Here is an 18,264-nt window from a genome sequence, read left to right as displayed (position 1 = left end):
TTCATTGAGTTCAATTTATGGTTGTTGGCATTTGGAATGTATTACGCACGGTATTGCCACTACCGGCGATTTGGCTCATTTGTATCACTCCGCTCGCTCCATTAAGCGCATGCGAATCAATCTCAGCTGACAGGTCAAGGCCCAATTCTGAATATCCACTTTCAGAGATGGCTGCTGACTGAGAGCTAAGATCAGCCACTTCCCAATTCACTTCTGAACCGGGAGCGAAAATGATGACGTTCTGTTGTTGGTTGCTGTTCCCAGCGGCTAGGTTTGCGCTGATATAGCCACCAGCATTGTCGAATGCACCTGATTCGATAGATGAGGAAGCTGAATTAGTAAGAACTGAATTTTGCGGTGAAGAGACAATGGTGAGTTCGTAATCCGCTTCCGCAGAGTAAACAAAGCTATTGCCCTGAATATTGTGATCGCCAGCCGCTAAATTGATCGCAATAGCGCCTTCCGCCCCTTGAAACGTGGACGGCCCTATCGTGACCAAATCTTGTGCTGAGACGTGAAGACTCAATATGCTCGCAATTAACAAAGTTTCTTTTTGCATTATCCCTAACCTGAATCCAACGATGATTCACATTAGGTACAGCAACGCTTATGCCAAGAATTTTTTTCCAATTAGTCAAACAGTTAGAAATAAAGAAGGGGTAAGACAGTCTCAACTGAGACAGTACAATGAGACAGATGAGACACAAGTGAAACACGTCTCGCCTTTCCTTTAGGCACAAAAAAGCCCCTCATATAGAGGGGCAAAGTTCCATCGCTTATAGTTATAATCTTATATGCCAGTAAAACTCATTAACCAAAGTCACCGTTGACATAGCCACGAGTGCGGTCATCTTTAGGCTCACTAAAGATCACTTGCGTATCATTGTGTTCAACCAGCTCCCCCATCAAGAAGAATGCAGTTCTATCTGAGATACGGCGTGCTTGCTGCATTGAGTGTGTCACGATAACAATCGTATAGTTCTTTTTCAGCTCTTCCATCAGCTCTTCAATTTTATGAGTCGCAATTGGGTCAAGTGCTGAAGTAGGCTCATCCATTAGAATTACATCGGGTTCCATCGCAATCGTACGAGCAATACATAAGCGCTGCTGCTGACCGCCTGACAAACCAAATGCATGAGATTTAAGACGATCTTTTACCTCATCCCACAAAGCGGCGCCACGCAGTGAGCGCTCTACTACTTCATCAATGTGTTTTTTATCTTTAATACCTTGAGCGCGAAGACCGTAGGCAACGTTTTCATAAATGCTCATTGGGAATGGATTTGGCTTTTGGAAAACCATACCGACTTTAATGCGTAAGTCAGCGACATCGATGTTTCCGTAAATGTCATCACCATCCATTTCCAAGCGACCCGTGATGGTCACTCCTTCAATAAGATCATTCATGCGGTTTAGACAACGCAGCAACGTTGACTTACCACAACCCGATGGACCGATTAGCGCCGTTACTTGACGCTCTGGCACTGGCAGATTGATCGATTTTAGCGCTTGGTTGTCGCCGTAGAAAAGGTCTAGATTTTCAATATTAAATTTGTTCATTTTCGTTTCTCTTAAATCTTAAATTCTGTCTTGATTGCTGGTTTAGAAAGCTCAGTCAACGTTAGTAAGTTGCTGTATTGAAACGTCTAGCAATCAGTTTCGTCAGGGTATTGATCAACAGGACAACTACGATAAGCACAGTGGCTGTTCCGTAAGCTTGGTTCCACTCTTCAACCGTGAAGAGCTCTGTTGTCAGCTTGTAAAGGTGAACCGTTAGGGTGCGTCCTGAGTCCAGTAACGACTCTGGGATACGTGCCACCATGCCCGCCGTTAAGAACACCGGCGCTGACTCACCAATCACACGACCAATACTTAGAATGACCGAAGTTAAGATACCTGGCATTGCACTTGGTAGAATCAAACGCCAGATTGTATAAATTTTTGATGCACCCAAACCATAAGAGCCTTCTCTGTAGGTTTGTGAGACTGCCATTAACGCTTCTTCTGTTGTACGTATGATGACCGGGAGAATCAGAATACTCAGCGTCAATGCACCCGATAGAATCGAGAAGCCAAGCCCCAGAATCGCCACAAAGAAGGTCATACCAAACAGACCAAAGATAATTGACGGAATACCCGCGAGTGACTCGGTACAAAAACGAATCACTTTCACTAAACGGCTGCCAACCTTTGCATATTCAGTAAGGTAGATGGCCGTCATGATACCCAAAGGCGCCGCCACTGCGATCGAGGCAAGTACCATGTAGATGGTTGATACGATCATTGGGAAGATACCGTGCTCTTCTCCTGTGCGCGTGTAGTTATCAGTAATGAAGTTCCAATCTACATGCTGAAGACCATTGGATAAAATGTACCAGATGATCCAAAACAGAAATCCAACCGTCATCGCAGCCGATGCCCACACGAAGCCGTTAAGAATATTATCTTTTCTTACACGTGCTTTCTTAAGCTTTGCAGCATCCATTGTCTGCACCTTTGAATGATTATTTGTGTTAGACATTACCATTACCTCGCCTTCTCACGGTTAAGGTAGAGAAGTACCGCATTGAGCGACATGATGAACACCAATAGAACAACGCCCGTCGCGTAAAGTGCACTTGCGTGGACACCACTTGCGTATGACATCTCAATCGCGATGTTGGCTGTTAGTGTACGCGCCGAATCCAAGATACCTTCCGGCATTGCTGGGGCATTACCCATCACCATAATGATGGCCATTGTTTCACCCAATGCACGGCCAATACCTAGAATGACACCCGTCATAATTCCGCTGCGAGCTGCCGGTACAAGTAACTTAAAGATGGTAAAGATTTTCGATGCGCCTAGAGCAAGCGAGCCTTCTTTATAAGTACGTGGTACAGCGCGAATAGAAGTTTCAGAAACGGTAATTACCGTTGGCAGAATCATCACACCTAAAACAATGATTCCGGCCAGAATCGTGTTACCCGCTGGGACATTAAAGATCTCTTGGATAAGAGGAACAATAATCACTAGACCGAAGAAGCCGTACACAACCGAAGGGATGCCTGCAAGAAGTTCAACCGCGGGACGGATGATATCTGCAATTCTTTTTGGTGCAATTTCAGCAATATAAATAGCCGTTAAAACCCCGATTGGCACACCAACGACAACAGCGCCTAGTGTTGAAACAACCGATGCGACGATCATGGTTGCAACACCATACAGCGCCGGTGGTAGCCAGTTTTGGCCAAGAACGATGCCTGATACGCCAGCTTCTTGGAACGCTGGGATACTCTCTTTAACGATGAAGTAAGCGATTACCGCTAAAGAAACAATACCGATTACCGCACTGGTTAAAAATAGGCCGTGGAAGATACGTTCTCTCCAATCTACGCGTTTTCTCGCGCGCAGACCTGACTTATTCATTTGAGTCGCGTCAGTATTCATAAACTTTTCACTATTTGCGATGGTCATAGAAAATCTCACGATTCAGGCAACTGTTGGCCTAAATGGTTGGATTGAAAGCGCTCAGCCCGAAATAGGTGGGCTGAGCAAATCTTGAAAACTTGTTACCAAGTCTAGTTAACTGAGATGTAGCCTTTGTTGTCTACAAGTGCCTGTGCATTGTCTGATACCATCCAGTCTAGGAACTTTTGAGTTTCAGCTGATGGTTTGCCTTCTTTGTAAAGAACAAGGAATGGACGAGCCACTTTGTAAGAGCCGTTCTTCACGTTGTCTACTGACGCTTCTGTGCCGTTAATTGCAAGAGCGTTTACAGACGTATCAACCGTACCTAGTGAAATGTAGCCAATTGCGTAAGGGTTTGAAGCAACCATAGTCTTAAGAGCACCATTGCCGTTTGCTACTTGTGCACGTTGAGAAATCGCAGAAACTTTCTTGCCTGAAATCTTCATCTTAAGTTTCATGATGTCTTCGAATGCACCACGAGTACCAGAAGCCGTATCACGAGTGATTGCTACGATAGGCTTGTCTGCACCGCCTACGTCTTTCCAGTTTGTAATTTCGCCTTTGTAAATCGCTGTCACTTGCTCTGTTGTTAGACCATTTAGTGTATTTTTAGGGTTAACAACAACCGCGATACCATCGAGTGCAACAGTCAATTCTTTCAGAGCTGGTTCTTTTTCAGACTCTTTTAGGTTACGTGAAGACATACCTAAGTCTGCAGAGCCGTTTTTCGCTGCTTTTACGCCTGCAGACGAGCCAGGGCCTTGAACTTCGATAAATACATCCGAGTTAGTCTTCATGTATGTTTCAGAGAAAACTTCCATCAGTGGCGTTACGCTGCTAGAACCAACTGCAGAAATAGTTTCTTTAGCAGAAGCTGGAGTTACTGCCATTGCGCCTAGAAGTGCGATTGCACCGATTACTGTCTTTTTCATCACAAATTTCCTTAAGTGGCTTTATTGCCGTTGTGTTTCACTTGAACGGTGCTCACTTTAGAACTCGAATATGACAGTTGTGTTTCACTTACTTTAAGCCTCTGTGACAGCTTATTTATGTGGCGATCTGTTTAAATTTAGAGGCAAATAGTAAAACAAAAAGAACACCACTCCGTAAAATGCGATGTACATACATGCTCAAGGCGGACATTAACCGCATGAAATAGAAGGAAAATATGTTGCATAGTGCCTGTTCAAACTTTCAAAAAACCACTTTCTTTCTGCGTTGAATTATCTTCAAAAGGAATTAGAATCGACCGGATAATAATAAAAAAGTATAAACATTTTGATTTCAGAGGATATTACATGCGCCAGTTACTGAGCAGCTTATCAATCAAGCTGCAAGTTGTTGTTCCAGTCGTATTTACATTATTGCTCCTTATAGGCGGCATTACATTCAGTACATCAAGCCTTAAGCTCGCTTTTGGCGAAGTCACTACTTCCACCGAGAACTTGGTTCAGCATAAAGACCAACTCACTCAAATCATCGACAACACCTACGGTATGAGAATCAAGGCTATCTATAGTCTTTTCCGTGCTGAAGACGTTAAGCAACTACAATCGACACTTCGTGCGAAACAGAACGAAAACATGCGTCTGCTGACCGCGCTTAATAACGTGTCTGGCCTACAAAGCGAAGTAGAGCAAATGAAGACCGCCGTCGAGAATTACGTGGATTACTCTATCAATACGATGATCCCACTTCTCAACGTTAAGCACAGTCAAACTCAAGCAACTGCTCAATTCCAAGCAGAATACGACCGAGCCAGCGCTGTTTATCGTGATAAAGGTGTTCAAATGGTGAAGGCCATTGAAAACCTATCGAAAAAGTTAAACCAGATTGCGTTAGAAGAAGTGGCTCACAATGAATCGATCCATAGCAGCGTCTTGACCAATTCAACGATTGGACTGGTTGCCGTACTTGTTGTCGCTTTCATTATTAGCTGGTTACTAGCGGGGATTATCGTTACGCCAGTTAAAAAGCTTCAGCAGGCGATGAAAGAGTTAGCCCAGGGCAATTTAACGGCTTCTGTTGAAGAACAAGGTAACAATGAAATCACTGCATTATCACGAGATTTCAACGCCACAGTAGGACAGCTTAAAGGCACGGTAGATTCTCTGGTACGTATCAGTGTTGACGTTGCATCGGCTTCGACTGAACTTGCTGCAGTCATGACGCAATCAAGCGCAAACTCAGATCAAGAGAAGAACGAAGTGGAACAAGTCGCTTCTGCGATCAATCAGATGGAAACAACAGCGTCAGAAGTGACTCAGAATGCAAACCTAGCTGACTCAGCCTCATCACACGCAGACCAATTGGCTCGTGAGAGCTTAGCGATTTTTGAACAGAACACTCGAGAAAGTGCAAAAATGGCTGATCAACTAACGGAAGCGGCGAACGTAGTAAATAGCCTGAAAGAGCAATCGGAGCAGATTGGTAAAGTGATTGAAGTGATTGAAGGCATTTCAGAGCAAACCAACTTGCTAGCACTCAATGCGGCTATTGAAGCGGCTCGCGCAGGTGAAAGTGGTCGAGGTTTTGCGGTCGTTGCAGACGAAGTTCGTATGCTTGCAGCTCGTACACAAGAGTCGACTAAAGAGATTCAATCAATCATTGAAGAGCTACAACAGCAATCTGGCAGTGCAAATGACAGCATGAACTCTAGCCTAGAGATGCTTTCACAAAATCAGCAACAAGCTGCTAAGGTGAGTGAAGCTCTGAACAACATCAGTAACTCAATCACTGAGCTTACTACCCTTAACTCTCATGTTGCAGTGGCATCGGAAGAGCAAGGTCAGGTAACGGCAGACATCAACAACAACTTAGGTAATATCTACGAGTTGGTAAGCCAAAACGTAACGGGCATTACGCAAGCGGCAGCAGCAAGCCAAGAGCTCTCTAACCTTGCTGAAAACCAAAAGGAACAACTCGGTTTCTTTAAAGTTTAATAGTACAGACAAGAAACAAAAAAGGGGTTGCCATTTGGTAACCCCTTTCTTTTTATTCGTCGTCGACCTTTGGGGCAGTCTTTTTCTTAGGAATAAAGACGCTATCACCAACAGCCACGTTTTGGTGGAAGCTCTTATCACGTTTAACTGGTTTTTTAACACTCTTCTTCGCTTGAGGCTTGCCTTTAGTAACCGCTTTACCTTTGTTACGAAAATCTGGCTTATTTGGGCGTAACCCTTTAAATTTACCGACCAGCCCTTCTAGCTGAGAGAAGCTCAAATCTTGCTGCAAGTAGGTTTCTACACGCTTAAAGCTATCCCAGTCTTTTGGACCTACCAAAGACACTGCATCACCTTTGTTACCTGCACGACCAGTACGACCGACTCGGTGAACGTACTCTTCGGTATGCTTTGGCATATCAAAGTTAATCACGTGCGTTACATTCGGGATATCAAGACCACGCGACGCAACGTCTGTCGTCACAAGAATTTTGAACACAGCACGCTCAAATTGGCTCATGATCGTATTACGCTGTGTTTGGTTCAAGCTACCGCTTAAGGCTACCGCTTTCAGCTTCTTCTCATTCAGCTTCACAGTTAGGCGCTCAGTATCAACTCGTGTTGCCGTGAAGATAATCAACTGCTTGTATTGCGCTTCTTCGATGATGCGATCTAACAGCGCTTCTTTATGGTCAAGGTGATCACAAAGGTAGAACTTCTGAGTGATGTCTTTGTGCTCTTCTGTTGCCGCACCAATCGCAATACGTTTTGGCGCATCCAACATTTCAAACGCAATATCATTCACTTCTGCGTGATCGAGCGTTGCAGAGAACATCAGAGTCTGACGACGACGGTGCTTAGCCGCGTTATGAATACGACGCAGTTCAGGCGCAAAACCCAAGTCCAACATACGGTCAGCTTCATCGAGAATCAATGTCTCTAGGCCGTCAAGGAATACAGAACGATGCTCAAGGTGATCTGCTAAACGCCCTGGTGTCGCGACAATAAACTTAGGGTACTTACGCAGTGCCTTAACTTGATCGTTAAAGTTCTCACCACCTACGATCAATGTCGCATCGTATGAAAGACCACCGAGCATTGAACGCAGCTCGCCGTACACTTGCTTTGCAAGCTCACGCGTCGGAGCCAAGATAACTGCTCGTGGATCTTTTGCAGAAAATGCTTTATTTTTTAGAGACTTGTGTAGCATAGGCAGAACAAAAGCCAATGTTTTTCCAGAACCTGTCTTTGATGAAGCCAACAGATCTTTACCAGCAATAGAAACCGGAATGGCCTTCTGCTGTATTTCTGTCGCTTGCTTAAAGTCAAAGTGCTTCAAGTTCTTTAATAAGCGATTGTCTAAACCTAAATCTTTAAAATACAAAGTATTCTCCAATATGATGCTCGAGTGTTGCTGGTCGTAAATTCAACACCAGCCAACCAAATAAAATTAAAAACAGGCTATGATAACTGTAATAGACAAATTAGGGTAGAGATCACAGAAAATATTCTTTTGCCCGCGCTAAGTTTGCTAACTCATTGAACAATCGCTCTGCATTCATTTCTCTCATCAATGAGACTTTGATCAACTTATTCGATAATTACTTAAAAACTTGGGTTTTTTTGACTTTTCCTGTCTTTTGGAACGACAAATTAGAGGCTACACTGATTGCGTCACTATACGATAAAAAGGTATAGGGCCTTTAATTGATACTAATACATGCAAGGAGTTCTCTTATGAACAAAATGTTGATCGCAGCTGCTGCATCTTCAGTTCTTCTACTAGCAGGTTGTGCATCTGGTCCAGATGAAGCGACAACAGCTAAAATGGATGAGCTAAGCAATCAAGTAAGCCAACTAAGCCAAGACGTTCAAGCTCTGCAGTCTGAAGTACGTAAATCTGGCGACGCTGCAATGTCTGCTCAAGAAGAAGCAGCACGTGCTAACGAACGTATCGACAACATTGCTCAGTCTTACACTAAGTAATAACGTTAGATTCGAAAAAAGGGCTGTTTAATAACAGCCCTTTTTTATGTCTTCAAGTTCACTAGTTGATAAAGGTTGGTGCGACGACTTCTACCGGGACCCCATTCTGAGCCAATATTGCGGCACGCGCTTTCACATCTGATTCTTTATATGCTTCTAGCCACCAGCTCAGTTCTTGAGGAATGACCAAGTCTTGCTGAATACCGTCACTACGTGTTAACGGCTCATGTGCTTCAAGGAATACACTTCTATCCGGCTCTAACGCCACCTTAATCGGTTCGTTAATCACTTGCACTTTTTCCCCTAATTGCACTTGAGGGAATAACCATTCAATATCTTTAGGATCCATACGGATACATCCAGAGCTAACCCGTAAGCCGATACCAAAGTCTTTGTTGGTGCCGTGGATTAAGTAGTCGCCCGCACCATGAGCCAGACGCAGCGCGTATTCACCTAACGGGTTTTCCGGTCCAGCAGGAACCACAGCTGGTAACTCAATGCCTTTTGCAAGGTACTCTTTACGAATTGAAGTAGGCGGCGTCCATGTTGGATTTGGGCGCTTTTGACTAATTTTTGTGGTCATCTCTGGCGTATCACGCCCTACACGGCCAATGCCAACAGGAAAAATATGAACGAGGTTCTTCTCTGGCTCGAAGTAGTAGAGTCTTAGTTCAGCCACGTTAATGACAATGCCTTCTCGGTCAACATTGGGCAGAATCACTTGGGTTGGAATCGTCAATACGAAGTCTTCAGGTGGTAAAAATGGATCAATCCCTTTGTTCGCAGCCATTAAAGAAAGGAAGCCGACATCGTATTGCTTAGCAATATTGGCCAGTGTGTCCCCTTCTTTCACTTGATGATATTGCGTGCGACCAACAATACTGCTGCCCTCTGCTGGTAACTCATAAGTGGCACCAAACGCAGATGAACTTAAGCAGGCAAGCAGTAAAACAAACTTACGCACCATTCATATATTCCTTAGCTTCTTTGTAAAGTGCTAAGGTTATCTCTCTTTCTACCTTGTGATCAACTATCGGTGCAGGATATGACAAGGACTTAGCATTTGGCCACATCCACGGCTTATGAATCCATTTAACCGGCACAGCTGAAAGTTCAGGAACCCAAGACAGAACAAACTCCCCCATTCCATCAAACTTTTCCCCCTGAGTGACCGGATTAAAGATTCGAAAGTACGGCTGCCCATCACACCCTGTTGAAGCGCACCATTGCCAGCCTCCATTGTTCGCAGCGTAATCACCATCAACCAGTTTAGAGATAAAATAGGCTTCGCCGATACGCCAATCTACATGAAGGTCTTTAACTAAGAAGCTTGCCACGACCATGCGCAGACGATTATGCATCCAACCTGTCTGATTAAGTTGCCTCATCGCGGCATCCACTATCGGATACCCGGTTCTACCTTGTTTCCAAGCTTCTATTTTGTCTTCTTCATTGAGCCAACGCAGGCTATCCCCCCAAGGGACAAAGCTCTTACCCTTACAGAGTTTCGGTTCAAAATAGATAAGATGCTGATAGAACTCTCGCCAAATCAATTCGCTTTGCCACACTTCTCGTCCTTGGCTTAACGGCATTGGCTGATCGAACATTAATCTTGCCATACATTGACGAATAGAAAGAGCCCCAATAGCGAGATAGGCTGAAAGCTGGCTCGTACCGGATAACGATGGGATATCACGCTCACTGTGGTAATTGTCGATTCTCTCAGCAGCAAAAGAGCGAAGCTGACCAATAATATTGTCATCTTTCACTGAGTAGTGCTCACTGCTTTCACGAGGGTAATCGAACGGGCTCTGAGAGGTAAAGACCTCCACTCCTTCATGTGTCAATTCCGCTCCCTCATGCGCAGAGGTAAACTTATTAACCTTGAATCCCGTTTTATAAAGCTCCGCCAGGTACGCTTTCTTAAACGGAGTAAAGACCTTGAAATAGTCTCCCTGCTTATTAAGCACAGAACCTGGCTTTAACAAGCATTTGTCATCAAAGCCTTTAACCTCTATATCTCGATTCTCTAATCGCTCGTATAGTTCACTATCTCTGCGCTGCTCATCGATTTCGTACTCCTTGTTAAACAATACCGACGAAGCGTGATGAGACGCGGCAATCTCGGCGACTAATCGAGCCGCACATTGGAAAGTTGGCACCTGCGCATAATAGAGCTTGATATTGTGACTTGCCAAACTCTCACTAAAAACCGCAAGCCTGCGAAAAATGAGATCCGCCTGAATAGGCGCCATCTGATGTGATCGCCACGTTTCTGGAGTCGAGACATACAACGCAGCAGTAGGTTCACCACTTTGTCCCGCAGTAAATAACGCACTGTTATCATCCAGTCTTAGATCGCGCCTGAGCCAAACGATTTTCATGACGAGCCTTTTGACGACTGAGTAGGGATAAACTCACACCCGATAAGCTCACCTGGAAAACTGGCTTCTAGCTTATCTACAACAACGGATTGACTGGCACTGATCGGTTTGGAGCTAAACAGTGACAAACAATCAAAACGAGAGATGGCTTCGTTATCAATCAAGCCTGATAGATCTTCAACACCTTCGATCATCACTACATGCAGACCACGTTCAGAGAGTGACAGTGCCCAAAATAGAGCCGAAATATTCATCCGACCATCACAGCTGACCATTAAACATTTGCCTTTTTTCGCCGCTTTGTTTTCCGCTTCAATGATGCTGATTAGACGATTACTTAACACCGATTCAAAGAGCCCCATCTGAAGCACTCGAGGGCCATACTTAACTAAGTTCAGCGCGGTGTATGTTGGCTGGATAAATTGCTGCTCTACCAAAGAACGTGGGTATTCTTTTAGAACTTGGCTTATGATCGATTCCACTTTACCTTTGTTAAAGTCAGTGATTGCATCCAATAAGGTATCAACTTCCTCAAGGGCGTTTCGTTGTTCGGTCGCGTCTTCATTATTATCCGTATTAGACTCAAGCAATGCTTTGACTTTACCAATTGGCACGCCCTTAACAAGCCAGCTTTGAATACGCCCAATGAGTGCGATGTCTTCTTGGCTATAAAGCCGATGACCCTTTTCGGTGCGCATTGGTTTTATCAAGTTGTAGCGACGCTGCCACGCTCTTAATGTGACCGGTTTTACTCCGGTGATTTCTGATACTTCTCGGATCGCGTATTGCTGCTCATAATCCATAACGTAAACGTAACTCCTGAGGATAAGGCTGTAAGTAAGCTTGCTGTTCAATGTAGCTGTCTGGATGTGCTGATAAATAGTGTTTAATCAAGGTGAGTGGCGCGAGCAGTGGGAGCAGACCCACTCGATAATCATCGATTGTTTGTCTTAATTCTTGCTTCTGCGGTTTGTCGAGGTTGCGCTTAAAGTAACCTTGCAGGTGCATCAACACATTGGTGTTATTTTTTCGACTTGCTCTGTGAGCCAAGGCCTTCATCAGCCCTTCACGATATAGGTTGTAAAACTCATCCATTCCATAGTCGCCTATATGCGCAACCAAACTGCCTAAGCTTTTGTATGATTCTGGGTGATGCGCCATCAACGTCAATTTGTAACGAGAGTGAAACGCAACGATTTTCCCACGCGTAGGCTCACCTTCCATTGAGGTATAGAAGTCATTCAGGGTATAGACACGCGTGATGAAATTCTCTTTTAAGATCGGATCGTTCAAGCGCCCATCTTCTTCGATTGGGAGCCAAGGCATGGATGACATTAACTCTTGAGTATATAAACCCACCCCTTCATTCACCGCGCCTGCTTTTTTGTAGACTTTAACTCTCTCCATGCCGCAGGTTGGCGATTTAGCACACACCACATAACCGCAAAGCTGCTCACCCTGCAGCTGAGCGACTTTCTGTTTGGAGTAGCTCACCATCTGTTCTGTATGGTCTTGAGTCGGGTCTTTCGTTTCCACTAAGGCGATTCGTTCTTCATTACTGACAAGTCGGATCGTAGGTCTCGGCACACTCATCCCCGCTCCAACTTCTGGACAAACAGGAACAAACTCAAAGTACGGTGACAGCTCTTTTGTAACGAATTTGCTGATCTTGTGTCCGGAGTCAAAACGAACGTTTTCCCCTAGCACACAAGAACTAATGCCAATTTTGATTTCATTTCCCATCATCTAACCCTCTATTGCTAGAGTTATACAAACTTAACTCTTGTATAAGATCTAGCATATCAATCATAAACTATACAAATTTTCAGTTTGTACAATGTAATTTTTGATACGCAGAGAAAAAGAATTTGGTTCACTTTAGCACGCAAACGTTTTTACAAATCGATTGCTCATTCACTTTCAACAGATTTAGTTATCAATAGGGGTTAATATGCTAATTCACCGCCCTTTTGTGACCTACCTCTCAAGGAAGCTTGCCAGTTCTAGCTAGTATTGCCTCAACAGATTTTTCAGATTCAACATATTTAGTAATCAGAGATTGATTTACGGAGTAATAACTATGGCAACCCCACATATCAACGCACAACCAGGTGATTTCGCAGAAACCGTTCTAATGCCAGGTGACCCGCTACGCGCTAAATACATCGCAGAAACTTTCCTAGACGATGTGAAGCAAGTATGTGACGTTCGCAACATGTTCGGCTACACAGGTACTTACAAAGGTAAGAAAGTATCAGTAATGGGCCACGGTATGGGTATCCCTTCTTGTTGTATCTACGTTCACGAACTTATCGCTGAGTACGGTGTGAAGAACGTGATTCGTGTAGGTAGCTGTGGTGCAGTACGTGACGACGTGAAACTAATGGACGTTGTTATCGGCATGGGTGCTTCTACTGACTCTAAAGTTAACCGCATCCGTTTCAACGATCACGACTTCGCAGCAATCGCTGACTTCGGTCTACTAGAAGAAGCGGTTAACCAAGCTCGTGCTCAAGAAGTACCAGTAAAAGTGGGTAACGTATTCTCTGCAGACTTGTTCTACACACCTGAAGCAGACATCTTCGAGAAGATGGAAAAACTAGGCATTCTAGGTGTAGATATGGAAGCAGCTGGCATCTACGGTGTTGCTGCGGATCTAGGTGCGAAAGCGCTAACAATCCTAACCGTCTCTGACCACATTATCCGTGGCGAGAAGCTAAGTTCAGAAGACCGCCAGAAGTCATTCAATGACATGATGAAAGTTGCGCTGGAAACAGCAATCAACATCTAATTCTATGCAATTCGCCACCAAGGCTTATTCTTGGTGGCCCGAATAATCCCGAGGGGGAGATAGTGACTACTGGCAAACTGCCACAGGAAGCAGACGGTTTACAGCTCAATTTTTGTAAAACATTGGCGTGTGACAACTTTGGATTGAGTGAGGCACATCGTTACGTTGTGCAGCATGCGAACCCAAAGCGACCTGCGATGGTATGTCGGGAGTGCGGTGCTTTCCCCCCCTTACTTAACAATCAAGAAGTTTTTAACGAGCTTCACCGATTAAGACATCTTCATAGTGATGGTCTTCCTGCTTGTCGCAATGACGAGTGCGAAAACTTCGGCCTTTCAGTCCATACTCACAAACACCTTTACCACGCTTTTGGCTACAGTGGCGATCGCCAGCGTTACCGTTGTAAATGCTGCCAGTCTACCTTTGTCGATAAATGGTCAGGTGCCAACAAAAAACTTCATTTTCAAGAAAACCTGCTTGGTTTGCTCTTTATGGGTTATTCCGTTCGTGAAATCTGCCGTAAATTAGAGATCAATCCAAAGACGTTTTACGATCATGTCGATCATATCGCAAGTCGCTGCCGCCGTAAGTTAGCGATGTTCGACGCTCGATGGGTCAACCATGCCGATCAGTATGAGCTCGCTTCCCATTACATCTCTTTGCAGCCAAAAAGCAATAATGGCGTGCTGTGGATTGCGACTGGTGAAGCACACAGCGGCTATATACTTTGTCAGCATGTCAATTACTCTTCACAAGAAGAACCAACGGGAGAAATCGATCATGACCCGTATAAGTACCCTGCACGTTTCGTTTCTAGAGAGCACTCTTCAGAAGCGAACATGCCTGCGCCCTCGCCTTCTCCTGTCTTAAGAGAACGTATTGATCAGCAATATCAAACCATTTTGGCGCGAGGCAATGTTGAAGACCCAATGGGCAACCTCACTGTTTTCAATTACCCGACCAAAGGGGCATTGATCCGTCCTCCTTACACGTCATACGCGCACTTTTTACACGTTTTGGATTTATGCCAAGCGGATAAGCACGTTTCGATTTATTTGCCTCAAGACCCTGTTCTTCGCTCTGCGGCATTAAGCATCTGTTTACCAAGGATTCAGCGTCAAAATATCGACCTCATGTATGTCGAAGAGGACAAGAACTGGCGCCCGACGGAATATATCCATAAAATTGACATCGTCCATATGGGCTGGTGGCGAGATCGATGGGCGATCACAGAAAGCGCTGGCGCATCCAAAGGGATCTGCTATCTAGCAGGGGAAGACAACGACCCGAAACGTTGGCTGCGTAAGGCTTCCATCCGTCACACTGAGTTTTATCAAAATCGTTTTCAGACCTTGTTTGAAAGCTTCATCAATGAACCTAGACGTAAGCTAAGACCAGGCGGTCTCTTGCCGATGCTGGATATCTTCCGCGCTTGGCATAATTTGTGCTACCAAGACAAAGACGGCAAGACGGCGGCGCAGGTGTTAGAGCTTACTCAATCACCTTTGACCTTGCGTGATCTGCTTTCATAACTATCAGTAATGTGACAAGAGCCGTTAAAAAGTTCGTGCCTCATTACTTTTTGTGGAGTTTAGTAACCATCTCTTAATATAATGCCATACTAGAAGATGAGTTCTTAAGCAGTAAAGGATTGATTCATTGGATAAAAGCCAGCGGCTCTTAGAAGTCGAGATTGAACAGCTCAAAGATAGGATAGAATCAGAACCTGATAAGGTTTGGGCGATCGCGGAACAGTGTGCATCTCGTTCTGCGCAAATTCTTTATCCTGAAGGCGAAATTCAATCGCTGATTATCATGTCTCGCTGTGCTTGGTGTTCGATGGAGTATCGTAAAGGGCTTAAATACATCAAAGAAGCACACAGTAAGCTCAATGCACTTGATACCGATGATCTCCTTCCTGAAATTCTCCATATCCATGCGCTTCAATATTGGGGCCAAGCCAAATACTATTCTGCTCAACAATTTTGGATTAATGCATTAGAACAGTCGGCACTCGTGGAAGAGGTCGAAATTCAGCTTGAAGCACTTATTGGCTTAGGCAACGTTTGGCGCATCACTCATGAATACCAACTCGCCCGTACGACACACGAACTTGCTGTAAAAGTCGCCAACAGTGCGCGTATCTCTTGGCTAGAAGGCAAAGCAAGAATCCTACTCGCGTGGGATCACTATTTACTCAATAATTACGTTGAAATGCTTTCTGTACTTGATGGCGCGCATGAAGCCTTAAAGCATCATGATGATAAAACGTGGCACGCTGAAGTTTGGGATTTTAGAGGGCTAGCGCTGCTTGGGTTAGAAAGAATTGAAGATGCCGAACAAGCAACCAAAAAGGCCCATGAGCTTGCCGTTAAACACGATCTCGTTTGGATGAAAACCCACTCTTTTATCAGTCGAGCCCGAGTAGAGCTGTTAAGAAAGAACCCCGAAGCCGCTGCAGAGCTTCTAGTTCAAGCCGAGCTTTCTGCAAACAAATTTGACAACGGCGAGCTGCTTTCACAAGTCTGTTTTCAACAATCTCGTGTGGCTGAAGAGTCAGGTAACTTCAAGTTAGCACTAGAGTCTTTCCAGAAATACCGCAAACATTCAACTGCCATGCTGCGCGAGCAAACTGCGCGTGTCAGTAATGACAAAGCCCGCGCCTCCAAACGTCAGCTTGAACAAAGAGCCCGAAAACTGATCAATCGCATACGTGGCCAGCATGAGTTTGACCCTGAGAAACAGATGTCTCAGATGGTATCAGAGACTTATTGGTGGGAGCAGCTCGTGCTATTTAAAACGGAGCTAAAACGTTCAAACCACTCCGTTATTATCATCCAACACTCCGATTCAGAATACCTTGAGGTCTGTGCAGAGCTAACACACTCGATCTGTAACAAGCAAGATATGCTATCAAGGATCAGTAGTGATCGACTTGGCTTGCTACTCGCTGATAAAGGCGAGGAAGCACTGAGCGTCTTTAAAGTGTTGGCTCAAATGATAGAGATTTACCCTTGGCACCGAAAAGGGCTTGAGAGCTCCCTGCCTAAAGTTATTTATCAAGACATTCTTTCATTCCCATTTACCCTAGACCAATTAGAAGAGAGTCAGCGACAGGAAGAGCAGCATGGAAACGTTACTGAATAAAATCTCTGACTCAGGGCTTGATCCCTCTTCTGTCACTGGTGAAGAAGCCCTGATTTTTTGGGATCATGTTCGTCAACATATCGCGACAACCTCACAAGAAAAAGCCCAGTGTTTGATCATCAGTTCAGAGTTTCGCTTTGAGTTAAAACAATACCAGATCAGCACTGATGACTTAAAAGAAGCACTGACCCTACTCTCTTTACCGGAAGACGCTGAACTTATTTTAGAAGTTCGTAACAGCCTTGCCGATAAGCTGATTGAGAATGGCGACTATCACGGCGCATTGAACCAATACATCAGTGCGTCAACCATCGCGGTTGATAGCGGCCATATTGATGATTATGTTATCGCTGTCCTCGGAATGGGGAACCTGTGTGACGCCTACGGGGATCACAACAGAGCTTTGCGCTACTATCAAAAAATCGACAGCATTGACCACGCGATTAGCAGTCGCTCTCTTCGTCTGCGCTACAAACTCTATATGCTGGCGTGTTTCATTGAGCTCAACCGCACAACGGCTGCAACCGATTTAATCAAAGAGTGTGAAGAGTTGAGTATTTTAGTCAGTGACAAGGTGCTGGCGGGTCAGATCCTTCTTTATCAATCAAAGCTTTACCGTCAAACGAAACATCTAGACTTAGCCATGCAGTGCCTCGGGAGAGTTCAGTACTCGGTCGGTAACAGCCACTCAGCATGGCTCTCGAACGCAATTCGTCTAGAACTTGCCGCCTGTCTAAGCGAACAAGGAAAAACCCACTTAGCCAATTGGGTGTTAGAGACCACATACTCTCGGATTAAACGTTACGCCTCTCCGATTCTTTCTCTTAAACTGGCTAACTCGCTCGCTTCGATTTGCGAACAAAAGGGGGATTACCAATCGGCGTTAAGTCATCAAAAACGCGCCTATCGAATCGAAAGTGATCTGATGAAGAAGGTGCCAATTGGTGAGCTTGGTGCAAGTCAGTTACGCCGATTGTCTCGTTTTGAACTGCAATTAAAACTGATCCTATCAGAGCAAGAAAACAAAGAGCTAAAAGAGACCACCGAGAGCCAAAAACACACGGTGGCGCAGCTGCAACAAGACGTATTCACCGATCCACTAACCAGTCTGCATAACCGCCGTTGGTTAGACGTTAAGCTGAAAGATCTTCTTCTGCACGATGTGCCATTTTCACTGATGGTTGTCGATATTGACCACTTTAAATCCATCAACGATGAGTTGAGTCATCTAGTCGGTGATAAAGCGATTGTGAATGTTTCTCATGAGCTCTCCTCGTATTTCAAATTTAGAGGGGCGTCTTGTGTGCGTTTTGGTGGAGAAGAGTTTCTTGTCATCTTAGAGCGCTCAACACTTGAGCAATCTGAAATGCACGCAGAAAACTACCGAGAACGAATCTTTAACTTCGGTTGGCAAGACATTCTCGGTGAGCGTGGACTTACCGTTAGCATTGGTATCACGCTTCATCGTGAGGGTGAAAATACCCAGCGTACCTTCTACCGCGCAGACAAAGCGTTATACCGAGCGAAAGCCAACGGCCGAAACCAAGTCTGCACCGAATAGGCT

Annotated in this window: 16 protein-coding genes; 6 read left to right on the top strand and 10 right to left on the bottom strand. The window is 44.8% G+C overall.

Annotation, left to right across the window (positions count from 1 at the left end):
- Positions 1 to 10 precede the first annotated feature (10 nt).
- The 5 genes from EJ063_RS05225 to EJ063_RS05205 all read right to left on the bottom strand — a co-directional run bounded on the left by EJ063_RS05225 (position 11) and on the right by EJ063_RS05205 (position 4,382).
- Positions 11 to 559, bottom strand: coding sequence for a FapB/FapC family functional amyloid domain-containing protein (locus EJ063_RS05225; RefSeq protein WP_126572935.1), 549 nt, complete (start codon positions 557 to 559; stop codon positions 11 to 13).
- A 251-nt stretch (positions 560 to 810) separates the two neighbouring features.
- Entirely contained in the window at positions 811 to 1,560 is a 750-nt protein-coding gene (gene pstB, locus EJ063_RS05220; protein WP_126572934.1) for a phosphate ABC transporter ATP-binding protein PstB, read from the bottom strand.
- 61 nt (positions 1,561 to 1,621) lie between these two features.
- Positions 1,622 to 2,485: a phosphate ABC transporter permease PstA gene (gene pstA / locus EJ063_RS05215; RefSeq protein WP_126572933.1), complete on the bottom strand. Its 864-nt coding sequence runs from the start codon at positions 2,483 to 2,485 to the stop codon at positions 1,622 to 1,624.
- Between the two features lie 41 nt (positions 2,486 to 2,526).
- Positions 2,527 to 3,456 (bottom strand): phosphate ABC transporter permease subunit PstC, encoded by a 930-nt coding sequence (gene pstC, locus EJ063_RS05210; RefSeq protein ID WP_126572932.1) that lies wholly within the window; start codon positions 3,454 to 3,456, stop codon positions 2,527 to 2,529.
- 104 nt (positions 3,457 to 3,560) lie between these two features.
- Positions 3,561 to 4,382, bottom strand: a complete 822-nt coding sequence (locus EJ063_RS05205; RefSeq protein WP_126572931.1) for a phosphate ABC transporter substrate-binding protein — start codon at positions 4,380 to 4,382, stop codon at positions 3,561 to 3,563.
- A 366-nt stretch (positions 4,383 to 4,748) separates the two neighbouring features.
- On the opposite strand from EJ063_RS05205, the gene EJ063_RS05200 reads away from it, so the two are divergent.
- The gene (locus EJ063_RS05200) at positions 4,749 to 6,392 is read left to right on the top strand and encodes a methyl-accepting chemotaxis protein (RefSeq protein WP_126572930.1); all 1,644 of its coding nucleotides are present in this window, start codon (positions 4,749 to 4,751) and stop codon (positions 6,390 to 6,392) included.
- 52 nt (positions 6,393 to 6,444) lie between these two features.
- Here EJ063_RS05200 and EJ063_RS05195 read toward each other — a convergent pair whose 3' ends face one another.
- Positions 6,445 to 7,788 carry a DEAD/DEAH box helicase gene (locus EJ063_RS05195; RefSeq protein ID WP_126572929.1) on the bottom strand — a complete coding sequence of 448 codons (1,344 nt, stop codon included), beginning with the start codon at positions 7,786 to 7,788 and terminating at the stop codon, positions 6,445 to 6,447.
- A 341-nt stretch (positions 7,789 to 8,129) separates the two neighbouring features.
- Between EJ063_RS05195 and EJ063_RS05190 the strand changes: the two genes are divergently transcribed.
- A complete protein-coding gene (locus EJ063_RS05190) occupies positions 8,130 to 8,378 on the top strand; it encodes an Lpp/OprI family alanine-zipper lipoprotein (RefSeq protein ID WP_126572928.1) in 249 nt (82 codons plus the stop codon).
- 61 nt (positions 8,379 to 8,439) lie between these two features.
- On the opposite strand, the gene EJ063_RS05185 is transcribed toward EJ063_RS05190, so the two are convergent.
- The 4 genes from EJ063_RS05185 to EJ063_RS05170 are packed head-to-tail and all read right to left on the bottom strand — an operon-like array spanning position 8,440 to position 12,505.
- Positions 8,440 to 9,345, bottom strand: a complete 906-nt coding sequence (locus EJ063_RS05185; protein ID WP_126572927.1) for a L,D-transpeptidase family protein — start codon at positions 9,343 to 9,345, stop codon at positions 8,440 to 8,442.
- The gene (phrB, locus tag EJ063_RS05180) at positions 9,335 to 10,762 is read right to left on the bottom strand and encodes a deoxyribodipyrimidine photo-lyase (RefSeq protein ID WP_126572926.1); all 1,428 of its coding nucleotides are present in this window, start codon (positions 10,760 to 10,762) and stop codon (positions 9,335 to 9,337) included. The genes EJ063_RS05185 and phrB overlap by 11 nt, the downstream gene beginning before the upstream one ends.
- Positions 10,759 to 11,565 carry a MerR family transcriptional regulator gene (locus EJ063_RS05175; protein WP_126572925.1) on the bottom strand — a complete coding sequence of 269 codons (807 nt, stop codon included), beginning with the start codon at positions 11,563 to 11,565 and terminating at the stop codon, positions 10,759 to 10,761. The genes phrB and EJ063_RS05175 overlap by 4 nt, the downstream gene beginning before the upstream one ends.
- Entirely contained in the window at positions 11,555 to 12,505 is a 951-nt protein-coding gene (locus EJ063_RS05170) for a YbgA family protein (RefSeq protein WP_126573121.1), read from the bottom strand. The genes EJ063_RS05175 and EJ063_RS05170 overlap by 11 nt, the downstream gene beginning before the upstream one ends.
- A gap of 337 nt (positions 12,506 to 12,842) precedes the next feature.
- Between EJ063_RS05170 and deoD the strand changes: the two genes are divergently transcribed.
- The 4 genes from deoD to EJ063_RS05150 all read left to right on the top strand — a co-directional run bounded on the left by deoD (position 12,843) and on the right by EJ063_RS05150 (position 18,261).
- On the top strand, positions 12,843 to 13,553 hold the full coding sequence (gene deoD / locus EJ063_RS05165; RefSeq protein ID WP_126572924.1) for a purine-nucleoside phosphorylase: 711 nt from the start codon (positions 12,843 to 12,845) through the stop codon (positions 13,551 to 13,553).
- 62 nt (positions 13,554 to 13,615) lie between these two features.
- Positions 13,616 to 15,085, top strand: a complete 1,470-nt coding sequence (locus EJ063_RS05160) for an IS1 family transposase (RefSeq protein ID WP_126572923.1) — start codon at positions 13,616 to 13,618, stop codon at positions 15,083 to 15,085.
- Between the two features lie 127 nt (positions 15,086 to 15,212).
- Positions 15,213 to 16,700, top strand: a complete 1,488-nt coding sequence (locus EJ063_RS05155; RefSeq protein ID WP_126572922.1) for a tetratricopeptide repeat protein — start codon at positions 15,213 to 15,215, stop codon at positions 16,698 to 16,700.
- On the top strand, positions 16,681 to 18,261 hold the full coding sequence (locus EJ063_RS05150; RefSeq protein WP_126572921.1) for a GGDEF domain-containing protein: 1,581 nt from the start codon (positions 16,681 to 16,683) through the stop codon (positions 18,259 to 18,261). The genes EJ063_RS05155 and EJ063_RS05150 overlap by 20 nt, the downstream gene beginning before the upstream one ends.
- The last annotated feature ends 3 nt before the right edge of the window (positions 18,262 to 18,264 follow it).

Origin of the sequence: Vibrio aquaticus, assembly GCF_003970385.1 — a bacterium.
Lineage (GTDB): Bacteria > Pseudomonadota > Gammaproteobacteria > Enterobacterales > Vibrionaceae > Vibrio > Vibrio aquaticus.
The sequence above is the reverse complement of the archived record's forward strand: the minus strand, read 5'-3'. Positions and strand labels throughout refer to the sequence as shown.

Coding starts and splice junctions, on each gene's coding strand:
- pstC (WP_126572932.1), bottom strand. CDS start 3,456: ATGACCATCGCAAATAGTGAAAAGTTTATGAATACTGACGCGACTCAA.
- pstA (WP_126572933.1), bottom strand. CDS start 2,485: ATGGATGCTGCAAAGCTTAAGAAAGCACGTGTAAGAAAAGATAATATT.
- EJ063_RS05200 (WP_126572930.1), top strand. CDS start 4,749: ATGCGCCAGTTACTGAGCAGCTTATCAATCAAGCTGCAAGTTGTTGTT.
- EJ063_RS05170 (WP_126573121.1), bottom strand. CDS start 12,505: ATGGGAAATGAAATCAAAATTGGCATTAGTTCTTGTGTGCTAGGGGAA.
- EJ063_RS05185 (WP_126572927.1), bottom strand. CDS start 9,345: ATGGTGCGTAAGTTTGTTTTACTGCTTGCCTGCTTAAGTTCATCTGCG.
- deoD (WP_126572924.1), top strand. CDS start 12,843: ATGGCAACCCCACATATCAACGCACAACCAGGTGATTTCGCAGAAACC.
- pstB (WP_126572934.1), bottom strand. CDS start 1,560: ATGAACAAATTTAATATTGAAAATCTAGACCTTTTCTACGGCGACAAC.
- EJ063_RS05175 (WP_126572925.1), bottom strand. CDS start 11,565: ATGGATTATGAGCAGCAATACGCGATCCGAGAAGTATCAGAAATCACC.
- EJ063_RS05150 (WP_126572921.1), top strand. CDS start 16,681: ATGGAAACGTTACTGAATAAAATCTCTGACTCAGGGCTTGATCCCTCT.
- EJ063_RS05225 (WP_126572935.1), bottom strand. CDS start 559: ATGCAAAAAGAAACTTTGTTAATTGCGAGCATATTGAGTCTTCACGTC.
- EJ063_RS05205 (WP_126572931.1), bottom strand. CDS start 4,382: ATGAAAAAGACAGTAATCGGTGCAATCGCACTTCTAGGCGCAATGGCA.
- phrB (WP_126572926.1), bottom strand. CDS start 10,762: ATGAAAATCGTTTGGCTCAGGCGCGATCTAAGACTGGATGATAACAGT.
- EJ063_RS05190 (WP_126572928.1), top strand. CDS start 8,130: ATGAACAAAATGTTGATCGCAGCTGCTGCATCTTCAGTTCTTCTACTA.